Genomic DNA, 21360 nt, shown 5'->3' with positions numbered 1-21360 from the left:
CAAGCCGACTGGTGTATAATATATTCATGAATTGTATTCTATTATATAGGAAGTAATAGGGCACAATATATATATATATATATGGAGTGTAAGAATGAATCATCCAGAAAAACAATTAAAATACAGTATTCGGAAAGTGAGTGTCGGTGCAGCTAGTGTTGTCATTGGGGCGCTCTATCTTTTGATGGGAGCTGGGATTGCTCATGCTGAGGGCGTGGAGTCAGCGAGGGAAACTGAGAGGGCAGCAAACCCGACAGATGCAGAACAGTCTGGAAATGGAGAGACAGGAAACAAGCCTGACCTCAGCAATACTGATGCAGCAGCAAATACCTATAATGCTCCCGTAGCTGAAAATCCGCTAGTAGCTCCAGAAGCTGCCAAACCTCGTCGGACTAAAAGAGCGTTACCTGATGGGGACGAAAGTAATCCATCGAGTGGAGCTACAGGAACTGAATCAGGAGAGAACCAGCCAACAGGTGAAAATTCACCTGTACTGGATGCCAATCGTAAAGGTGAGACAGTAAAAACTGACCAGCCTGGGGTACATGTACCTAAAGATGGAGAAGAGGGTGGGGATGATAAGAATGCCCACTTAACATTTGATACTCCTGGTGAGAATGCTACAGTTGAGTACATGTACAAAATCATCCAAAATATGCCGGATGACTTCCAAAATAATGAGCGTTCATACTTGAGAAATATGAACACCCTTGGTGATGCACTTAGATTTGATGGAAATGGTAATGTTACTAAGGATGAAAGCGGCAAACAACTACAAGATGGTGAAATTCGTGAAATTAACGAGTTCGGTGGTTGGAAAGCTATAGACGGTGGAACATTCGCCATCGGTAAGAAAAATGCTCAAGGGTATTTCACTGGTTGGTACTATAAAAAGGGTTCAACCACAGAAAAAGAGCAAGGCGGGATGCTTGGTTCTGATGCACTTGACCGAGTCTACCTTCACGAGCAAGCATTAGACCGTCGCTTCAAATATATGTTAATGCTTGCTAAAGGGCGTACTATCGCCAATAGAACTGATACAGCACAAGATGGATCTCGGTTTGAAATAGAAACAGAAAATAGAACAGGAAATAAGGAACATCTTAATAGCTTACCTGTAAAAGAGAAGGAAGATATTCTCCAACATTCTCCAAATATTGAGGGATTCAATGGAATAGAAAAAACCTTTACTGCCTTTTCTACCAAATATGGAAGTCGCTTGAAAATCGACTTTGTGACAGGGTATATCTCAGACTATGAAGGGTCAAAAGGGACTTATCGTATCGTTGTTACAGCGATTAAAAAGGATAAGAATGATACTTCAAAAGAAGTGGAAGAGACCATTTATGACCACACTATTAACCGAATTGACGGTGTTGTAGAGAATGAAGAACGCTACAGCCAGGGTGTGGATTTAAAAGCGTTGAATAGAGAAATTAAAAAGATTTTTCAGGATGAATACAATAAAAAAGTCAATGCTCTTGCAAATCCTAAATATAAAGAAAAATATCCGGACGACAAAAAAATAGATAAACAGAAACTAGACGCTTTAAAAGAGGAAGTAAAACAAGAACTTGCCAAAAAAGGCGACGTTATATATGAGTTGCCTATCGATAAGGACGAATTGCATGAAGTAGAAAAAAACGGAAAACTAACTAATAAGTTTAAAGAAGAACTTAATATCCAAGCTAACTATGCAACTGTAGCCAATAAACTCAACAATATATTAAGGAACATAACGGATATCGAGGTGCAAAAAAAATCTGCAATATGGGTGGTTAGTACTGAGAAAAATTCAGATGGAATAACAAAAAGTAAAGACCCAGATCGTGTCTATAAATTATTAGATTTTGTATTGCCAACTGCTAAAAAAATTATCTATCATGCAGATACAGACCAATTAGAACTCCAAACAGACCCAAAAAAAGTGAAGAGTCATCGTGAAAAACTTAAGGCTGAGCTAGCAGAAAAAGAAGCTCTTTTAAAGACTACTACGACTAAGGATGAAACAGCTAAACTTAAAAAAGAAATCTCTGCCTTAAACTCAGCCCTTGGATCCACAAACGCCTACACTTACCTGGAAGCAAGAAACGGTAGTAAAGAAGCAAAAATCCTTGGCTCACATATGGAAGCAACTGAACAACCTGAGGATCTAACAGAAGCTGATTACAATAGAATAAGGACGAATGATCTTGCTGCGAAGGAAAACGATGGTCTTCCAAAATTCACGCACTATTTTGTTGAAAAAGAAAAAGTTAGACGTTCAGGTGTGCTAGCTGATGCTGAATTATCCAAAAAAATTACTGAGGAAATTGGTGGAGATCAGGATAAACTAGGTAAAGGTGGATACTTCTCAACAGGGGATATTCCATTGGATAAAGATGTCGTAGCCTACAAGATACAAGTGTTTGCTGAAAACAAAAAACGCGTTGGGGTTAATAAGCAAAGTCCAAGACTTCAATATAACTTACCTATCCTAGCCGACTTCTCAGTTATTCAAGATACGGTAGAACCATCTAAAGAAGTAGCCAAACGGATCATTGATAAACAGGTGAAAGAGAAGAAAATTCCACCAGAAGAAGGGGAAAAACTCAAAGGAAAAATCGATGAAAGTAAGAAAACATCGGAAGTTAGAAAAGCTATCTCTGGTAATGTAAAGGTTCGTTATGTCGATGAACAGGGACAAGATATACCACTATCTGATGAAGAAGCTAAAAAAGTTGGAGAAAAATCTGATAATGGTACCTACCTTGTAGAAAAAGAAGCCCTTATTGGGTCAAGCTATGATGTAACAAGTAAGAAATTACGTGGGATTAACACAGGTGAGAAAAAATACCGCCTAAAAAGATCCCTAAATAATGGGCTATATAATAACTCAGCAGCTGTCACAGGTTCAGTAACTTCGGCTGATAAGGTTGTAACCTTTGTCTATGAAGAAGGGGAAGCCACCAAAGCAAAAGCAGTTGTTCATGTGATGAAACAACAAGGTGGAGGAACAGCTGTTGAATTACCAGAACATAAGATCAACCTTGAAACAGAAGTAGGTGAAGACTTCCCATCAACAGATGTTGATGCCAAAGTTGCTGCCTTGAAAAAAGCAGGTTATGAAATTGTCAGCAATACTTTCACAAATGGAACTGCAGACGAGCGAAAAGGTGATGACAAAGAGGACGTAGACGGACAAGAGCCAACGCAGTCTTATACGATTACAGTACAAGAGCGTACAAAAGAAGTAACAGAACCGCCAACTCCAAATGATCCAGTCGATCCAGAAATTCCAGACGGACCAAAATGGCCAGAAACAGGACTAAAAGAGTCAGATCTTACAAAAGAAGTAACACGTACCATTACGTACCTTAAGAAAGAAAGTCCAGACGGAGCTGAGGAGCCAAGTGGAGTAGCAAGTAAGATAGATAAGGTTCTATTCAAACGGAGTGCTACCTATAATCTAGTTACAAAAGCAGTTACCTATAGCGACTGGAAAGAAACGAAAGATACTAGCCACACGTTAACGAATTTCCCAGAAGTCAAGACGCCATTATTAAAAGGCTACCTAGCAGATAAGAAAGTGGTGACAGAGGAAACAGCAACAAAGCCTACTGAGGCAGGGGCAGTCACGGATATTACAAGAACAGTTGTATATACTAAAATCGGGTCTTGGGTTCCAAAAGTTCCGGATAAAGAAGTACCGACACCGATTCCATATCCGAATGACCCAGACGATCCAACTAAGCCTAAAACTCCAACTTATCCAGAAACACCTGAGACTCCAGGAGAGACACCAAACCCTCAGCCGGGAGATCCAGGGACACCTGAAACTCCAGCAACCCCACCAGTCATTCCATATGTACCAGGCTACACACCAAAAGTACCGACGGATCCAACAAAACCGGAAACTCCAGATACAAATCCTTTAAAACCATTAGAACCATTGGATCCAAATGATCCTAAAAAGGGATACAAGGTGCCAGAAATACCTAGTGATCCTAAGAAGAATAAAGAGATAGAGTATGTGCCAAATCCACAAAAAATCCTGATAAAAGTTGTCAATATCACGACAGGGAAAGAAGTGGAAATGCCAACAGAAAAGCTGGAATTCAGTGGCGTATCCGATCAAGTAGTTGGGGATGACAATAAAACGAAAGTTGATGACAAGATAAAAGCCTTGAAACAACGTGGTTATAATGTAGAGAGCACCAATCCTATCACGGCAACTACCAAGTACGATAGAGTGGACGATGCCACTACGGGAGAACCATCTCAGACTTATAAGATAGTTGTTAAAGAACCGATCAGCATAGACACTGACAGTAAAACTGTAACACGTACGATTACATACGTGAAAAAAGACCTTGTAGATGGTGTAGAAGTTTCGACAGAAGCACATGAGACAGTGACGGATAGGGCGACATTTAACCGTGAAGTCAAGTTCAACCTTGTTACAGGGGAAACAACCTATGGTAAATGGAGTGAAGCACAAACCTTAAATAAAGTCGCATCGCCAGTCCTATCAGGCTATATAGCAGATAGAGCGGAAGTTGGAGAACGTGAAGTAACAGCTACGACGGAAGATATTCAAGAAGAAGTTGTTTATACTAAGATTGGGACTTGGGTACCAAATCTCCCAGTAGGAGAAACTCCAATTGACCCAATCCCTTATCCAAACCATCCAACCGATCCAACCAAACCAGGTGATCCGACACCAGGAGTGATTCCGCATGTGCCAGGATATACACCTAAAGTAGGGGATAAACCATTGGTTCCGAAAAATCCAAAAGATTTAACGGAAGGATATACACCACCAACACCGACAGACCCTAAGTCTAACACAACTGTCATCTATGAACCAGATCCACAAAAGGCATTGGTCAAAGTCGTCAATACCACAACTGGAGTGGAAGTGCGCTTACCAGCAGAAGATGTCAATCTTGAAGGTAGGACTGCAGAAAAGATTTCAACAGAGAAAGTGCTTGCCAAGATTACGAACTTGGAAAAACGTGGCTTTGTTGTGGATAATAAGGATGAGGTAATCGCTGAGATTACCAAGTCAAGCTTTGATAAGCAAAAAGACGAAGAAGGGAAAGACCCTTCCCAAGTATTCACGCTAAAAATTCATGAAAAAGTGGTAGAAGTAACAGAACCACCAAGTCCAGAGACGCCAATCGATCCAGATACTCCAGATGATCCTAATGATCCAAGTATTCCAAGATGGACAGATGAGTTAGTGAACCAATTGTCACTTAAGAAAGATGTTACACGTACCATTACTTATGTTAAGAAAGACACTCCAAATGGAGAAGAAATTCCAAACGCAAAACCAACTGTAACTCAAACAGCACACTTTAAACGTACTGTAAAAGTAAACGTAGCAACTAGAACAGTTGTAGAGTATACAGACTGGACAAGTACGGACAACAACTTAGCAGAAGTAACAACAAAAAAACTAGATGGATATGTAGCAGATAAGCTATCCGTAGCTAGTGTAACAGTTTCTGAAACTTCAAATAATTTAGTAGAAAAAGTTATTTATACCAAATTAGGCGCGTGGATTCCGAAAATACCAAAAGGTGTAGTGCCACCAGAAGGAACTGATACGAATCCAAAACCTTACCCTAACCACCCAACCGATCCAACCAAACCAGGTAATCCAACAGATCCAAATGTTCCGGTGATTCCGTATATCCCAGGATATACACCAAAAATTGGGGAAACTCCGTTACAACCAAAAGTACCAGGAGACCCAACAAAAGGCTATATTCCACCAGCAGTACCGATAGAACCTAATACAAATACGGAGATAAGCTATCTTGCTGATCCACAAAGAGCTGTCGTTAAAGTCGTAAACGTTAAAGAAGGAAAAGAAATACCATTACCAAACGATACGGTAGCTATTGGTAACGGCTCAACAGATGCAGATATTCCGAAAGATGACGTTAACAAGAAGATTGCAGACTTGGAAAAACGTGGCTATGTCGTAGAAAATAAAGACTTATTAGATAATCAAAAATTTGATAATGTTAAGGATCCAGATGATGGAGACCCAACGCAAGTCTTTACACTGAAAGTTCATGAAAAAGTGGTGCCAGTAACACCGCCAACGCCAGATAAGCCAATCGAACCTGGAACACCAATTGATCCAACGACCCCAGTTGATCCAGACAAACCAAATGATCCAACCATCCCACGATGGACAGAGGACTTAGTGAAACAGTTGGATACCAAGAAGGAAGTGACACGTACAATTACGTATGTGGACGAAGAGGGAGCTAAGGTCACCTATACAGCTAATGGTCAAGAAACGACAGATGCAGTGACAGATAAAGTAACCTTTACTAGAACAGCGTCCATCAATGTCGTAACCAAAACCATTACTTATGGAGAATGGATGGCTGTAGATAATGACACTACATTTGATGCGGTACTATCTCCGATGGTTAAAGGTTATGTCTTAAAGGCCAACCAAGATACACAAGGTGGTTTAGTAGAGGCAAGTGGAGCAAGTGTAGTAGCAAGTGAACATCTAAAAGCAGACTCTGCAAATCAAGAACTGAAGGTAGTCTATAGGAAATTAGGTTCGTGGATTCCGAAAGTCCCAGGTGAAGACACACCAACACCACTACCATATCCAAACCATCCAACAGATCCAACTAAACCAGGTGATCCAACAGATCCAAATACACCAAACGTCCCAGTAATTCCGTATGTACCAGGATACACACCGAAAATTGGGGAAACTCCATTACAACCAAAAGTTCCAGGAGACCCAACAAAAGGTTATATTCCGCCATCAATACCGACAGAACCAGGAACAAATACAGAGATTAGTTATGTTCCTGATTCGCAACGAGCATTGGTCAAAGTGTACAATGTGAAAGATGGAGTGAAGATACCATTAGAAAACGATACTGTAGGTATCAATGATGGTAAAACGGATCAAGCTATTCCAACTAAATCTTTAGAAGATAAAATTAAAGAATTAGAAAAACGTGGATACACTGTTGATAACAAGGACTTGTTGAAAGGTAAAGTTTTTGATAACCAAAAAGATCCAGAAAATGGAGACCCAACACAGGTATATGATCTCCTCGTTAGAGAACGGATAAGCCTTGATACAGAGACAAAAGCAGTTACAAGAACGATTAAATACGTTAAAATTGAAGAACAAAATGGCGTAGAAGTAGAAGTTGAGAATGCACAACCAACCAATACTCAGACTGTAAACTTTAGCCGTGACATCAGTATAAACTTGGCTACAGGTCGGATTAGTAATGGAAAATGGAGTGAAAAACAAATACTAGGAGAAGTGAAGACTCCAGTGTTAGAAGGCTATCTAGCGGATAAAGCCAAGGTAGAATCTCGTGAAGTGACAGGAGATAGTGAATCATTCGAGGAAAAAGTGGTATACAGAAAAATCGGTTCATGGGTGCCAAAAGTACCAGGCAAAGACAAACCAACACCAATTCCGTATCCAAATGATCCAGATGATCCAACTAAGCCTAAGAATCCGGAATATCCAGAAACACCAGGTGGTAATGAGACACCAGGAACTCCAACGGATCCTAATAAACCAACGCCACCAGTAATTCCATATGTACCAGGATATACACCAATGGTTCCTACAGATCCAACAAAACCAGTAAATCCAAATACAAATCCACTGAAACCGTTGGTGCCAGTAGATCCAGAACATCCAGAAAAAGGATATAAGGTGCCACCGGTTCCCGAAACGCCAAATGATCCTAAGATGGATACACCAATTACTTATGAAGGAAATCCGCAAAAGATTTTAATTAAAGTAGTTAATGTAACAACAGGGATAGAAGTACCACTAGATAATGAAAAATTAGAATTTAATGGAAAATCTGGTGAAACGGTTAAAGAATCAGATAAAAATTCTGTTGATGATAAAATAACTTCACTAAGAAATCGTGGATACATTGTAGATACAGCAAACCCAATAACTGCAACTACAAAATATGACACAGAGTCTGACGAAGGAAAACAAGAACCAACGCAGACATATAAATTAGTAGTAAGAGAAAAAATCTCAATAGATAAAGAATCTACAACTGTAATACGTACGATTAAATACGTTAAAATTGATGTTCAAGATGGAAATGAAGTCAGAACAGAACTTAATACGGAAAAAATCAAAACAAAAGTAGATAAGGTTGAGTTTTCAAGAAATACAACCACAAGCTTAACAACAGGTTTAACAAAAATTGGTACTTGGGATACTGAAACAAAAGAGTTATCAAAAGTTAATACACCTGTATTAGATGGATACCTTGCAAGTGTCGCTTCTGTAGAAAATAAATCTGTTTCACCTGATACAGAATCATATGAGGTGACAGTTGAATACAGAAAAATCGGTTCATGGGTGCCAAAAGTACCAGGAAAAGACAAACCGACACCAATTCCGTATCCAAATGATCCAGATGATCCAACTAAGCCTAAAACTCCAGATTATCCAACCACTCCGCCACAACCAGGTCAACCAGTACCAAAAGTGCCAGTGATTCCATACGTTCCAGGCTATACACCTAAGACACCAAACGGAACTCCATTAGTACCTATAGATCCGGAACATCCAGAAAAAGGATATAAGGTGCCACCAGTTCCAGAAACGCCAAATGATCCTAAGATGGATACACCAATCAAGTATACACCAGATGGACAAAGAGCTATTGTCAAATTTGTTGTCATAGGCGAAGATGGAAAAGAAACGGAGCTTGTCGCTTCAAGGATGTCGCTGACAGGTAAAACTGGAGAGGAAATCCCAACAGAAAACTTTAATGATACATTGAAGAAACTAACAGGTGACCCAGTTAATAATGGTGACTACGAGTTAGTAGACAATCCTCTGAAAGATGGAGCAACATTTGATAACGTAAAAGATGAAGAAGGAAAAGATCCGTCTCAAGTCTTTGTTGTGAAGTTACGTCAAATCTATGTTATTCCACCGACACCGAGAATTGTCGAACGTCCAAGCGGTAATACTGTAGAAGTTGACGTGCCAAATAAAGATGCTGATACTTTATCTATTACATTTACAAAACGAAACAGTACTGAAAAAGAAACTATCGTTACGAAGAAAGATAAAGATGGTACGTGGAAAATTGAAAAATCTCCAGTTGGAGTGACTATCAATCCGACGAATGGTCGTGTTTACATTCCAAGTGAACAAGTTCAACCGAAGACATGGGTAGATACGCAAACAAAACATAAGTACAAACAAAGTAAGATTGTTAGTGTTATGCCGAATATTCTTGATGTACCTAAATTTGAAGGAACAACAGAATGGATTGACGTAAATGGAAATGTCTTAAGACCAACTGAAAATGGTTTACATGAAAAAGGTCGAATTGCAAATCATGTTTGGTTGGAAAGTCGTTTGGAAGGAAATAAAGTCACACATATTTTCTTTGCAGGTTCTCCATCTGTAGACAAGCCAGAATATAAAATTACAGTCTGGTTTGATAAAGATGGTAATCCACTTAAACCAGATCAACCAGGTACTCATGAAGCTGGAAATATTCCAGGATACAGATATATTACAACTGTAACGGAGGATGGTATTACGATTCATCGATTTGAAAAGATACCGCCAGTTCTTCCTAACGAACCAATTCCAGATAGACCTGGGGAGCCAAACCCACAACCAAATCCAGAGCATCCAAGTGCTCCGACACCAAGCCCAGAACTACCAAATCAAGAGACTCCAATTCCAGAACCAGATACTCCAAGACCTGAAACTCCAGTGAGTCCAGATCCAGAAGTTCCGACTTATGTGACAGGTAAGAGAGAGGAGTTGCCAAATACAGGTACAGAGGCTAATGCTGGCTTAGCTGGGGCAGGATTGTTGACCTTGTTAGCAGGTTTGGGACTAGGATTCTTCAAGAAAAAAGAAGATGAATCCGAATAATATAAAAACGTTGCTTCTTGCCAAAAGTTGGATGAGTTATCTGGCTTTTGGCTCGGAGTCAACAATCTATAAACTAAAATAAATATTAAATTGAGGAAAATATGTCAAGACAATCAACTAGAAATAAGAAATATGCTCTACGCAAAATAGGAAAAGTTTTCGGTTCCTGTGTAGTGGCTACTGTCATTACCCTAGGTGGTGTTGCAATAATGGCACCAAATGTTACAGTTTATGCTTCAGATACTGAAGCGGACCCCGGAGAGAATAAAATTGGTGAATTGTCTAGTGCTACTGAGGGTTACCAAGTTTTTGTTCCTAAAGGTAAAAAATATGTAAGAAATGATGATGTGGATTATGAACCTAATGCTCAACCTAAATTGATCACAGAGGGTCATAATGGTAATAGTTACATTTTAAAAGCAAAGCCAAATGAGAATTTGACAGAGGACGAGATAACAGATCATTTTGATGAAGAGGGTAATGAACTAGAAAATTTATTCACAAAATTATATGATGAAGATGGTGATGGTGAAGTTGATCCTAAGTATAAAAGAGCTGATGCTGATACTATAAATGAGCATGCAGGTAACGAAATTGCTGGTACACAATTTGTTGAACCTAAAGTGAGTGAGGTTAACCCTAAGTATCCTCATCGTCTTGACTCAGGTATATATACTCCAGATAAAGATGACAGTAACCACGATGGTAAACCAGATGGGGCTAGTGGTGAAATTGATAGTGATGATAGTGTCGTAGAATCGAATAAACCCCTAACAGTAAATCCAGATGCAGAAGAAAATGTGGTAACAGAAGATGGTAATGTTGTACTATCTAAGTATTATCGTATCCATGTGAATGCAGGAGAAGATGCTAATAAAGTAGACGACGTTTACGAAATCGGAACAAAACCGAAAGTTGTAGAAACACCGATTGATTACCCAACACGTTATGAACGTGATGACAATATCCCAGAAGGTGAAGAACATGTTGAAGTAGCTGGTAAAGCTGGTAAAACAGTTACGACAACAACGTATAAGCTAAACGAAACTACAGGCGAAGTAACACCAAATGAACCAGAAACAGTAACAACAGATCCAGTAACGAAAGTTGTTAAACGTGGAACTCAACCAAAAGTTGTAGAAACACCGATTGATTACCCAACACGTTATGAACGTGATGACAATATCCCAGAAGGTGAAGAACATGTTGAAGTAGCTGGTAAAGCTGGTAAAACAGTTACGACAACAACGTATAAGCTAAACGAAACTACAGGCGAAGTAACACCAAATGAACCAGAAACAGTAACAACAGATCCAGTAACGAAAGTTGTTAAACGTGGTACACAACCAAAACCGGGAGAAACACCAGAGACTCCACAACCGAAACCAGAAGAAACACCGGAGACTCCACAACCAGAACAACCAACCGCTCCTGAGGAAGCACCAGCTCAACCAGGACAGCCATCTGATCCTGCAGACCAACCAGATCTTAAGGTAGCTCCGCCGACTATCGCTATTGTGGAAGAACCAAATAAAGCAAGTTTCGAAGTAAAAGCTCCTAAAAAAGATGCAGATACAGTCAAAATTATCTATCCTAAGAGTGATGGCTCTGGTAATGAAGTTCTAACTCTTACCAAGCAACCTAGTGGCGAATGGACTTTAGACAAACAACCTGAAAATGTTACATTAGACAAGAAAACAGGTACTGTAACCATTCCACGAGAATCAGTTGTCAACAAACAAAAAGTCCAAGCTCGAGCCAAGCATAAAACGAGTGCTTATACTCCGTTTGTATACGCTGCTTTATCAATCGAAGCAGCAAACCCAGAGCATCCAGTAACGCTATGGGTAGATACAGCAGGAACTGAGCTTAAGAAACCAGTAGTTGGTAAGAAAGAACTTGCTGGCGAGATTGCAGGCTACAAGTGGCTATCTAGTCGCTTAGAAGAAGGTATTTTAACGCATACATTTGAGAAAGTAGCGAATGGAACTCCAATTTTACCAGAAAGCTCAACTAGTCATCCAATGCCTCCATCAAGTTCGCCATCAACTTCAACGCCAGAAAAACCAAACAAAGCTGAAACTCCAGCGGTTCGTACAGTATGGCGCGATGAAAACGGAAAAGACTTGAAAGTGCCATCAGTTGATAAGCAAGAAGCAGGTGAAGTTCCAGGCTATGAATTTGTTGAGAGTCACCGTGAGGGAGATAACTTGATAGTTCATGTGTTTAGAACCAAGCAAGCTCAAACTCCTGCTCCAAAAGACCAAACTCCAAGTCCAGAACAGGCTGCAAGCCCAGCACCATCTAAAGTTTCAGAACAAAAAGGTGAAGCAGTGGCTACAGCTACATCAGAAAAGACAGTAGATAGTGTAACATCTGCCAAAACATCTGATAAAGCAGAATTGCCAAACACAGGTACAGAAGCGAATGCTACCTTGGCTAGCGCTGGTATCATGACCTTGTTAGCAGGTCTAGGACTAGGATTCTTCAAGAAAAAAGAAGACTAAAAACTCATAGTTTTTAAGAAGATGATTCGTCATCTTCTTTTTTTGGCTCATTGTCAACTGTAGTGGGGTGGAGAAAAGCTAAGATTAAGAAGAGGTTGAGAAAAAAGCCTCTCAAATCAGAAAAACGCATAGTATCAGGTATTGAAAAACTTGAGACTATGCGTTTTATTGTGGGAAGATTTACTTCATTTTCTCCAGAAGTTGAGTTTTGGTCCAGTCTCTTTAAATTATATGTTATCTTAAATTCAGAATAGAACATTATAACTTATAAAACATTGCTAGAAATTGATTCGACTTTACTATCCTATTTGTTCAGAGTTTATTTCCTTTTGCTATAAAGTTTGAATTTCTTTTGTTTTTTCTACTCTTTTTCCGAATAAATAGATAGAAGCATCAAATCTAGTAAATTAGATTAAAAAATGTGCTATAATGAAAGGAGAGCAAACATGACTGTACGTCATCCGGGCATTAGCCCAACCAATGACTTGGTTGCTAAGAAAATCTTTAGCAATCCAGAAATCACTTGTCAATTTATTCGCGATATGCTGGACTTGCCAGCTAAAAATGTGACCATTTTGGAGGGGAGCAATATTCATGTCTTGCCCTCCCTGCCATACTCGGCGCAGGATTTTTATACCAGTATAGACGTCTTGGCGGAGTTGGATAATGGAACACAAGTAATCATTGAGATTCAGGTACATCATCAGAATTTTTTCATCAATCGCCTGTGGGCTTACTTGTGCAGTCAGGTCAATCAAAATCTTGAAAAAATTCGCCAACGTGAAGGTGATACCCACCAGAGTTACAAGCATATCGCACCTGTTTACGCAATAGCTATTGTGGATAGTAATTATTTCCAAGATGATCTAGCTTTCCACAGTTTCAGTATGCGCGAAGACACGACAGGTGAAGTCTTAACCATCACAAATAACGGTCAAGAAAACCATCTAGTCAAGATGGCGTTCTTGGAACTAAAAAAATATAGAGAAACCAGCAAAGACAAGGTTCGCAAGCCATGGTTGGAGTTTTTCGGGAATAAACCCTTTACTCAACAACCCGAGCGAGCCATCAGCCAAGCAGACCAACTGCTGGACTACAAGAGCTGGTCCGAGGAGGACAGAAAAATGTTTAGTCAACTACGTATGCGCGAAGAACAAGCCTTACTCGCTCAGGACTATGCCTTGGAACAAGCTGAGGAAAAGGGCTTAGAACGTGGTCGTGCAGAAGGTATTGAACAAGGTTTAGAGCGTGGTCTTGAACGTGGGCGAGCTGAGGGCATTGAACAGGGACTTGAACGTGGAAAACTCTTTGCCTTCCTAGACATGGTTCGTCAAGGTCTTCTGACTTCGGAGATAGCCAGTCAGCAGTTGGGTATGACTGTCTCTGAATTTGAAGAACTATTGAGAGACCATCACAAATAAGAACTAAAAAAATATAGAGAAACCAGCAAAGATAGCATTCGCAAGCCGTGGTTGGAGTTTTTTGGGAACAAGCCCTTTACTCAACAATCCGAGCGAGCCATCAGCCAAGCAGACCAACTGCTGGACTACAAGAGCTGGTCTGAGGAGGACAGAAAAATGTTTAGTCAACTACGTATGCGCGAAGAACAAGCCTTGTTAGCACAGGACTATGCTTTGGAAACCGCTAGGGCTGAGGGGGTTGAACAAGGTTTAGAACGTGGAAAACTTTTTGCCTTCTTAGACATGGTTCGTCAACATGTTTTAACTTCTGAATTTGCCAGCCAGCAGTTAGGAATGACTGTCGCTGAGTTTGAGTCACTTTTGTAAACGAGCGAAAATGTTTAGCTAGCTATCTTGCAAAAAAATAAGTAGAGTTTATAATCCAAATACTTTTTAATACCAAGAATAAGCAGAGCCGGTTTTTCTAGGATATTTGAGTTAAGACGATTGTCTTGAATGCCTTAGGGAAACATGCTATACTACTTGCATGATTATTTTACAAGCTAATAAAATTGAACGTTCTTTTGCAGGAGAGGTTCTTTTTGATAATATCAACCTGCAGGTTGATGAACGAGATCGGATTGCCCTTGTTGGGAAAAATGGTGCAGGTAAGTCTACTCTTTTGAAGATTTTAGTTGGAGAAGAGGAGCCAACTAGCGGAGAAATCAATAAGAAAAAAGATATTTCTCTGTCTTACCTAGCCCAAGATAGCCGTTTTGAGGTTGCAGATAAGACTGACGAAGTCAGCTCAAAACACCGTTTTGAGGTTGCAGATAAGACTGACGAAGTCAGCTCAAAACACCGTTTTGAGGTTGCAGATAAGACTGACGAAGTCAGCTCAAAACACCGTTTTGAGGTTGCAGATAAGACTGACGAAGTCAGCTCAAAACACCGTTTTGAGGTTGCAGATAAGACTGACGAAGTCAGTATCATATACATACGGCAAGGCGACGTTGACGTGGTTTGAAGAGATTTTCGAAGAGTATTATTTTTAAAAAATCTTTCCAGAAACTAGTTGCTAAATAGGCTAAAAATTGATAAAATAAGGAATATCTAAAAAATTTTAAGGAGAATCTAGCAAATGGATTTCACATGGGCACTGAAGTATGCCACTGAATTTTTGGGAACTGCCATTTTGATCATTCTTGGGAATGGTGCAGTTGCCAATGTTGAACTTAAAGGTACGAAAGGTCACCAAAGTGGCTGGATCGTCATCGCTGTTGGTTATGGTATGGGGGTTATGATCCCAGCCTTGATGTTTGGTAACGTATCTGGGAACCACATCAACCCTGCTTTCACTCTAGGACTTGCAGTTAGCGGTCTTTTCCCTTGGGCACAAGTGGTACCTTACATTATCGCGCAAGTCTTGGGGGCTATCTTTGGTCAAGCCTTGGTTGTGGCAACACACCGCCCATTCTACTTGAAAACTGAAAACTCAAATAACATCTTGGGAACTTTCTCAACTATTTCAAGTATTGACCATGGTACAAAAGAAAGTCGCTATGCAGCAACTGTTAATGGTTTTGTAAACGAGTTTGTTGGTTCATTTGTTTTGTTCTTTGCAGCTCTTGGTTTGACTAAAAACTTCTTTGGTGCTGAAGTGCTTCAATACATGAAACAAATGGCAACACAAGCAGGACAAACAGTTGATTTTTCTGACTTGGCTATTAAAGCACAGGTGGCTCCACACACTGCTTCAGGACTTTCTGTGGCTCACTTGGCACTTGGATTCCTCGTTATGGCTTTGGTAACATCACTTGGAGGACCTACAGGACCTGCCTTGAACCCAGCTCGTGACTTGGGACCACGTCTCCTTCATGCTTTCCTTCCAAAATCAGTTCTTGGTGAGCATAAAGGCGATTCAAAATGGTGGTATTCTTGGGTACCAGTAGTAGCACCTATTGCAGCAGCAATTGCGGCAGTAGCTGTATTCAAATTCCTTTATCTCTAAGAAATAGCTCCTTTAACATTTGAGTGAGCACCATCTATAAGTAAGAGAGGATCAGACTGGTTCTCTCTTTTTGATTTTCTAGGAAATGAAAGAAAGTCTAAACAAACTCCTCTCCAGCAGTGGTTTAGAAGTCTCAGTGGGCTATTCAGCTTTAATGGGCTATAGTAGGTTGTAGTTGAAATAATAGACCCTTGTTTCTAAAACATTGTGAGAAATTGGTTTGAATTCCCCAATAAAATTGTGCAGTTTTCATTCTACTATATATTATCGGAGATGGGTTCCCTATCTTGTAAGTCTGCTTTATAGTGGGTTGAAGTTGGAATAGTCTGCCCTTCTTTCTCAAATATTGTGAGGAATTGATTTGCCTTCCTCAACAAAATGTTCAGTTTCTATTTCATTTCGCTATAAAATAAGCGATTAGGGGGGCTATTCTTCGACCGACATTGGCTCTGCTGTGTCCTATGATTGTTATCGTTTTATCTGCAATCTTATACTCAATGAAAATCAAAGAGTAAACTAGGAAGCTAGCCGCAGGTTGTTCAAAGCACTGCTTTGAGGTTGTAGATAGAACTGATGAAGTCAGCTCAAAATAGTGTTTTGAGGTTGTAGATGAAGAGGTTGGGCAAAAACTTGACTTTAGGAGAAAATGAAGTAAATCGTCCCACAATAAAACGCATAGTACCAAGGTTTCTCAAGACCTGATATTATATGTTTTTCTGATTGCAAAGACTTTTTGACCAGTTTCAACTATACCTACGGTAAGGCGACGCTGACGTGGTTTGAAGAGATTTTCGAAGAGTATTAAACCGATGTTGTGAGTAACTTTTACCTAGCTTTCTAGTTTGCTTTTGTAGTATAAACCAGAGACTGTTTATATTCTCAGCAAGTGAGTGGATGAATAATGCTGAAAACTCCTTGAAGGCTAAGTCTATTTAGTACTTTCTATTGGTTAGTTAAATTTTTACCAAGAATAATTCACAAAAACGTTGTAAAACACTTGCAATTTAGCTGAAATTTGATAAAATAGTAAGGAAAGTTAGACTGTATTGCCTACTGTCTATCTATAAAATATATTTTATTGGAGGCTTTTACTCAAATGGCAAAAGAAAAATACGATCGTAGTAAACCACACGTTAACATTGGTACTATCGGACACGTTGACCACGGTAAAACTACCCTAACTGCAGCTATCACAACTGTTTTGGCACGTCGCTTGCCTTCATCAGTTAACCAACCTAAAGACTATGCGTCTATCGATGCTGCTCCAGAAGAACGCGAACGCGGTATCACTATCAACACTGCGCACGTTGAGTACGAAACTGAAAAACGTCACTACGCTCACATCGACGCTCCAGGACACGCGGACTACGTTAAAAACATGATCACTGGTGCCGCTCAAATGGACGGTGCTATCCTTGTAGTAGCTTCAACTGACGGACCAATGCCACAAACTCGTGAGCACATCCTTCTTTCACGTCAGGTTGGTGTTAAACACCTTATCGTCTTCATGAACAAAGTTGACTTGGTTGACGACGAAGAATTGCTTGAATTGGTTGAGATGGAAATCCGTGACCTATTGTCAGAATACGACTTCCCAGGTGACGATCTTCCAGTTATCCAAGGTTCAGCTCTTAAAGCTCTTGAAGGTGACTCTAAATACGAAGACATCGTTATGGAATTGATGAACACAGTTGATGAGTACATCCCAGAACCAGAACGTGACACTGACAAACCATTGCTTCTTCCAGTCGAAGACGTATTCTCAATCACTGGACGTGGTACAGTTGCTTCAGGACGTATCGACCGTGGTATCGTTAAAGTCAACGACGAAATCGAAATCGTTGGTATCAAAGAAGAAACTCAAAAAGCAGTTGTTACTGGTGTTGAAATGTTCCGTAAACAACTTGACGAAGGTCTTGCCGGAGATAACGTAGGTGTCCTTCTTCGTGGTGTTCAACGTGACGAAATCGAACGTGGACAAGTTATCGCTAAACCAGGTTCAATCAACCCACACACTAAATTCAAAGGTGAAGTCTACATCCTTACTAAAGAAGAAGGTGGACGTCACACTCCATTCTTCAACAACTACCGTCCACAATTCTACTTCCGTACTACTGACGTTACAGGTTCAATCGAACTTCCAGCAGGTACTGAAATGGTAATGCCTGGTGATAACGTGACAATCGACGTTGAGTTGATCCACCCAATCGCCGTAGAACAAGGTACTACATTCTCTATCCGTGAGGGTGGACGTACTGTTGGTTCAGGTATGGTTACAGAAATCGAAGCTTAATTCGATTTAGTTCCCAGAAGAACAATTATTTAAGTCAGACACTAAAAGAATCTTGCTTTGCAAGGTTCTTTTTTTTTTCAGATATTGAACTAATACTCAATGAAAATCAAAGAGCAAACTAGGAAGCTAGCTGCAGGCTACTCAAAACACTGTTTTGAGGTTGTAGATAGAACTGACGAAGTTAGCTCAAAACACTGTCTTGAGGTTGCAGATAGAACTGACGAAGTCAGCTCAAAACACCGTTTTGAGGTTGTAGATAAGACTGACGAAGTCAGCTCAAAACACCGTTTTGAGGTTGTAGATAGAACTGACGAAGTCAGTAACCATACATACGACAAGGCGAAGCTGACGCGGTTTGAAGGAGATTTTCGAAGAGTATAAAATTGAATTGCTTATAAAAAAGCTCCATACACTGGATGTGTATAGAGCAATGGGGCTTTATTTAATATAGAGTTCTTGATTTTTCAAGACAATTTCACGTATGCTCGCAAATTTCTTGAGTTTTTTAAGCTCTTCTGGATGAGTGACGAGAGTGATAACATAGCCTTCTTTACCCATGCGACCAGTACGTCCAGCACGGTGTGTGTAGGTTTCAATATCTCTAGGAACATCAAAGTTTACGACGCATTCTAGGCTATCGATATCAATTCCACGTGCCAGAAGATCTGTTGCAAGAAGCAGGGTTAGTTGCTTGTCTTTAAACTTTTCTAAGATGACTTTTCTAAATTTGACATTGACATCACTAGCTAGAGAAACAGCCAAGATATCCCGATACTGTAGTTTTTCTTCTGCACTTCCAAGGTCTGATAGGCTGTTAAAGAAGACAAGACCTCGGAAATCCTCTACATGAGCCAGTTTTCGTAGCATATCCACTCGGTGACGTTGGTCTACCTGCATATAGAAATGTTGGATGTTGTCTAGTTTTTGGTCAGAGAGATCAATGGTACGTGTGTTTGGCGCAATCTTTTCTTGGTCAAACTTGGTTGTGGCACTCATGTAGACCAGTTGGTGATCACGAGGTGCGTAGTGAGTGATTTTCTCAACAAAGTGAATCTGAGAATCATCTAGTAATTGGTCGAATTCATCCAGGATGATGGTTTCCACATTCATCATCTTGATTTTTTTAAGTTTAATGAGTTCAAAGATACGACCAGGAGTTCCAATCAGAATTTCTGGTCCTTTTTTTAGGCGTTCAATCTGGCGTTTCTGACTTGAACCTGATAGGAAGAGTTGGGCTGTCAAACCGATAGCTTCAGCCCACGTTTTACATACATCAAAAATCTGTCCAGCAAGTTCTGTATTTGGTGCTAAAATCAAGAGTTGTTGGGCTTTTTTCTTTTGTAGTCTGAGAAGACTTGGTAGAAGGTAAGCTAGGGTCTTACCAGTTCCTGTTGGGCTCACTCCTAGGAGGTTTTCTCCAGCAAGAAGGGGCTCAAATAGTTGAGTTTGAATGGGGGTGAATTCATGGAAACCGAGTTGGTCACTCAGTTCTTGCCATTCAGTCGGTAGTTTGTTTTTCATTTTTCTGCCTCAAATCTAATGCCAGCAGTCTGGCGCATGGTAAATAGTAGTTCATGAACAGAACTTGCATCTTCCAGCCAAGTTTGGTAGAGATTCAGATCTGGTTGCTGGATCATGTGTGCAAATGCAGCGACTTCCTCAGTCATCGTATGAGGAGCCTGTTGGATAGGGAGCTGGACTTGATTGCCTTGGTGGTCGGTAAAAATAGCTGAGCGGATATGCTCGATGGTGTTGAGGGTCAAGGTTCCGTCTGTCGTATAAATCTCGCAAGGAAGATTGGAAGTGATGTTTTTCCCAGCTTTGATGTGAACTTGAAAGTCAGGGTAGAAGAGGATACCATCTCCATTTAGGTCAATGCTATTGTCAAGCTGTTGAGCCTGGTAAGTCGCGTCATTAGCTTTTCCAAAAAGGCGAACGGCAGCGTAGAGAGGATAAATCCCCAAATCCATAAGAGCTCCACCAGCAAAACGGTCTGAAAAGACATTTGGTGTCTCCCCAGCCAACAAGTTAGGCATTTTGGAAGAATACTTGGCATAGTTGAAATCTGCCCCTAAAATTTGCTTGTCTGCTAAAAAGTTTTTGATAGTTGTAAAAGCTTTTTCATGGTAATTGCGAGCTGCTTCAAAGATAAAACAGCGATTTTTCTTAGCTGTTTGAATCAAATTCAGCCATTCTTGTGGCTGAGTGACAGCTGGTTTTTCAAGAATAACATGTTTACCAGCAGACAAGGCATCTTTTGCCTGAGCAAAATGCAAGGAGTTTGGACTAGCAATATAGACCACATCAAAGGAACTCTTGAAGAAGTTCTCTACTTGATCAAAGAGTTGGATGTCCTGATAGTGAGAAGCAAAGGTTGCTGCGGTTTCAAGTTTCCTAGAATAGACTGCGACCAGTTGGTATTCTCCGCTAGCATGGGCTGCTTCTATGAAGTGATGGATGATAGCACCTGTTCCGATGACACCTAATTTAAGCATAGATACTCCTTTTCCGATTTTAAATCCTTCTTTCATTATAACATAGATGGACGAGACTATCCAACAGAGGAGAAAAAATTTCAAATAAGCGATTAGCTTTCTTCTGAAGAAAAGCTTTCTTTTACGAATAAATAGATAGAAGCAGATAATCTAGCAAACCTAGATTAAAAAATGTGCTATAATAGAAGGAGAAGAAATATGACCTTACGTCATCCGGGCATCAGCCCAACTAACGATTTGGTTGCTAAGAAAATTTTTAGCAATCCAGAAATCACTTGTCAATTTATCCGCGATATGCTGGATTTACCAGCCAAAAATGTAACCATTTTGGAAGGAAGTAATATTCATGTCTTACCTTCCCTGCCGTACTCGGCGAAGGATTTCTATACAAGTATAGATGTTTTGGCTGAGTTGGATAACGGCACTCAAGTAATTATTGAGATTCAGGTGCATCATCAGAATTTTTTCATCAATCGCCTATGGGCTTATCTATGTAGTCAGGTCAATCAAAACCTCGAAAAAATTCGCCAACGTGAAGGTGATACCCACCAGAGTTACAAGCATATCGCACCTGTTTACGCTATCGCAATTGTGGATAGTAACTACTTCTCAGATGACTTGGCTTTTCATAGCTTTAGCATGCGCGAGGACACGACAGGTGAAGTTTTAACAATTACAAACAATGGACAGGAAAACCATCTAGTAAAGATGGCATTCTTGGAATTAAAA

At 40.1% G+C, this 21360-nt stretch carries 10 protein-coding genes and 1 pseudogene; 9 read left to right on the top strand and 2 right to left on the bottom strand.

Annotation, left to right across the window (positions count from 1 at the left end; translation table 11 throughout):
• Positions 1–94 precede the first annotated feature (94 nt).
• From HW098_RS10685 to HW098_RS10315, 8 genes and pseudogenes are all read left to right on the top strand, one after another.
• Positions 95–9925 (top strand): YSIRK-type signal peptide-containing protein, encoded by a 9831-nt coding sequence (locus tag HW098_RS10685; RefSeq protein ID WP_176138891.1) that lies wholly within the window; start codon positions 95–97, stop codon positions 9923–9925.
• Between the two features lie 101 nt (positions 9926–10026).
• On the top strand, positions 10027–12432 hold the full coding sequence (locus HW098_RS00050) for a G5 domain-containing protein (protein ID WP_176138890.1): 2406 nt from the start codon (positions 10027–10029) through the stop codon (positions 12430–12432).
• Positions 12433–12878: 446 nt separating this feature from the next.
• Entirely contained in the window at positions 12879–13853 is a 975-nt protein-coding gene (locus tag HW098_RS00045; RefSeq protein ID WP_176138889.1) for an Rpn family recombination-promoting nuclease/putative transposase, read from the top strand.
• Positions 13854–14219 (top strand): annotated as a pseudogene (locus HW098_RS00040) (hypothetical protein); the annotation flags it as partial.
• Between the two features lie 160 nt (positions 14220–14379).
• Entirely contained in the window at positions 14380–14859 is a 480-nt protein-coding gene (locus HW098_RS10320) for an ATP-binding cassette domain-containing protein (protein ID WP_240149430.1), read from the top strand.
• A gap of 114 nt (positions 14860–14973) precedes the next feature.
• Entirely contained in the window at positions 14974–15843 is an 870-nt protein-coding gene (gene gla / locus HW098_RS00030; RefSeq protein ID WP_112444212.1) for an aquaglyceroporin Gla, read from the top strand.
• Between the two features lie 1096 nt (positions 15844–16939).
• Positions 16940–18136 carry an elongation factor Tu gene (gene tuf, locus HW098_RS00025; RefSeq protein WP_001040724.1) on the top strand — a complete coding sequence of 399 codons (1197 nt, stop codon included), beginning with the start codon at positions 16940–16942 and terminating at the stop codon, positions 18134–18136.
• A gap of 99 nt (positions 18137–18235) precedes the next feature.
• Complete coding sequence (locus tag HW098_RS10315) at positions 18236–18517, top strand: hypothetical protein (RefSeq protein WP_240149429.1); 282 nt, start codon at positions 18236–18238, stop codon at positions 18515–18517.
• A 57-nt stretch (positions 18518–18574) separates the two neighbouring features.
• Here HW098_RS10315 and HW098_RS00015 read toward each other — a convergent pair whose 3' ends face one another.
• Both HW098_RS00015 and HW098_RS00010 read right to left on the bottom strand, forming a co-directional pair.
• Positions 18575–19657, bottom strand: a complete 1083-nt coding sequence (locus tag HW098_RS00015; protein ID WP_176138887.1) for a DEAD/DEAH box helicase — start codon at positions 19655–19657, stop codon at positions 18575–18577.
• Positions 19654–20631, bottom strand: a complete 978-nt coding sequence (locus HW098_RS00010) for a Gfo/Idh/MocA family oxidoreductase (protein ID WP_176138886.1) — start codon at positions 20629–20631, stop codon at positions 19654–19656. Before HW098_RS00010 ends, HW098_RS00015 begins: the two co-directional genes overlap by 4 nt.
• Positions 20632–20829: 198 nt before the next feature.
• Here HW098_RS00010 and HW098_RS00005 point away from each other — a divergent pair.
• Positions 20830–21360, top strand: a 531-nt coding sequence (locus tag HW098_RS00005) for a PD-(D/E)XK nuclease family transposase (RefSeq protein WP_176138885.1), incomplete at its 3' end; no start/stop codon positions are given.

Source organism: Streptococcus sp. 1453 (assembly GCF_013276955.1).
GTDB lineage: Bacteria > Bacillota > Bacilli > Lactobacillales > Streptococcaceae > Streptococcus.
This window is presented reverse-complemented; position numbering and strand designations above follow the sequence as displayed.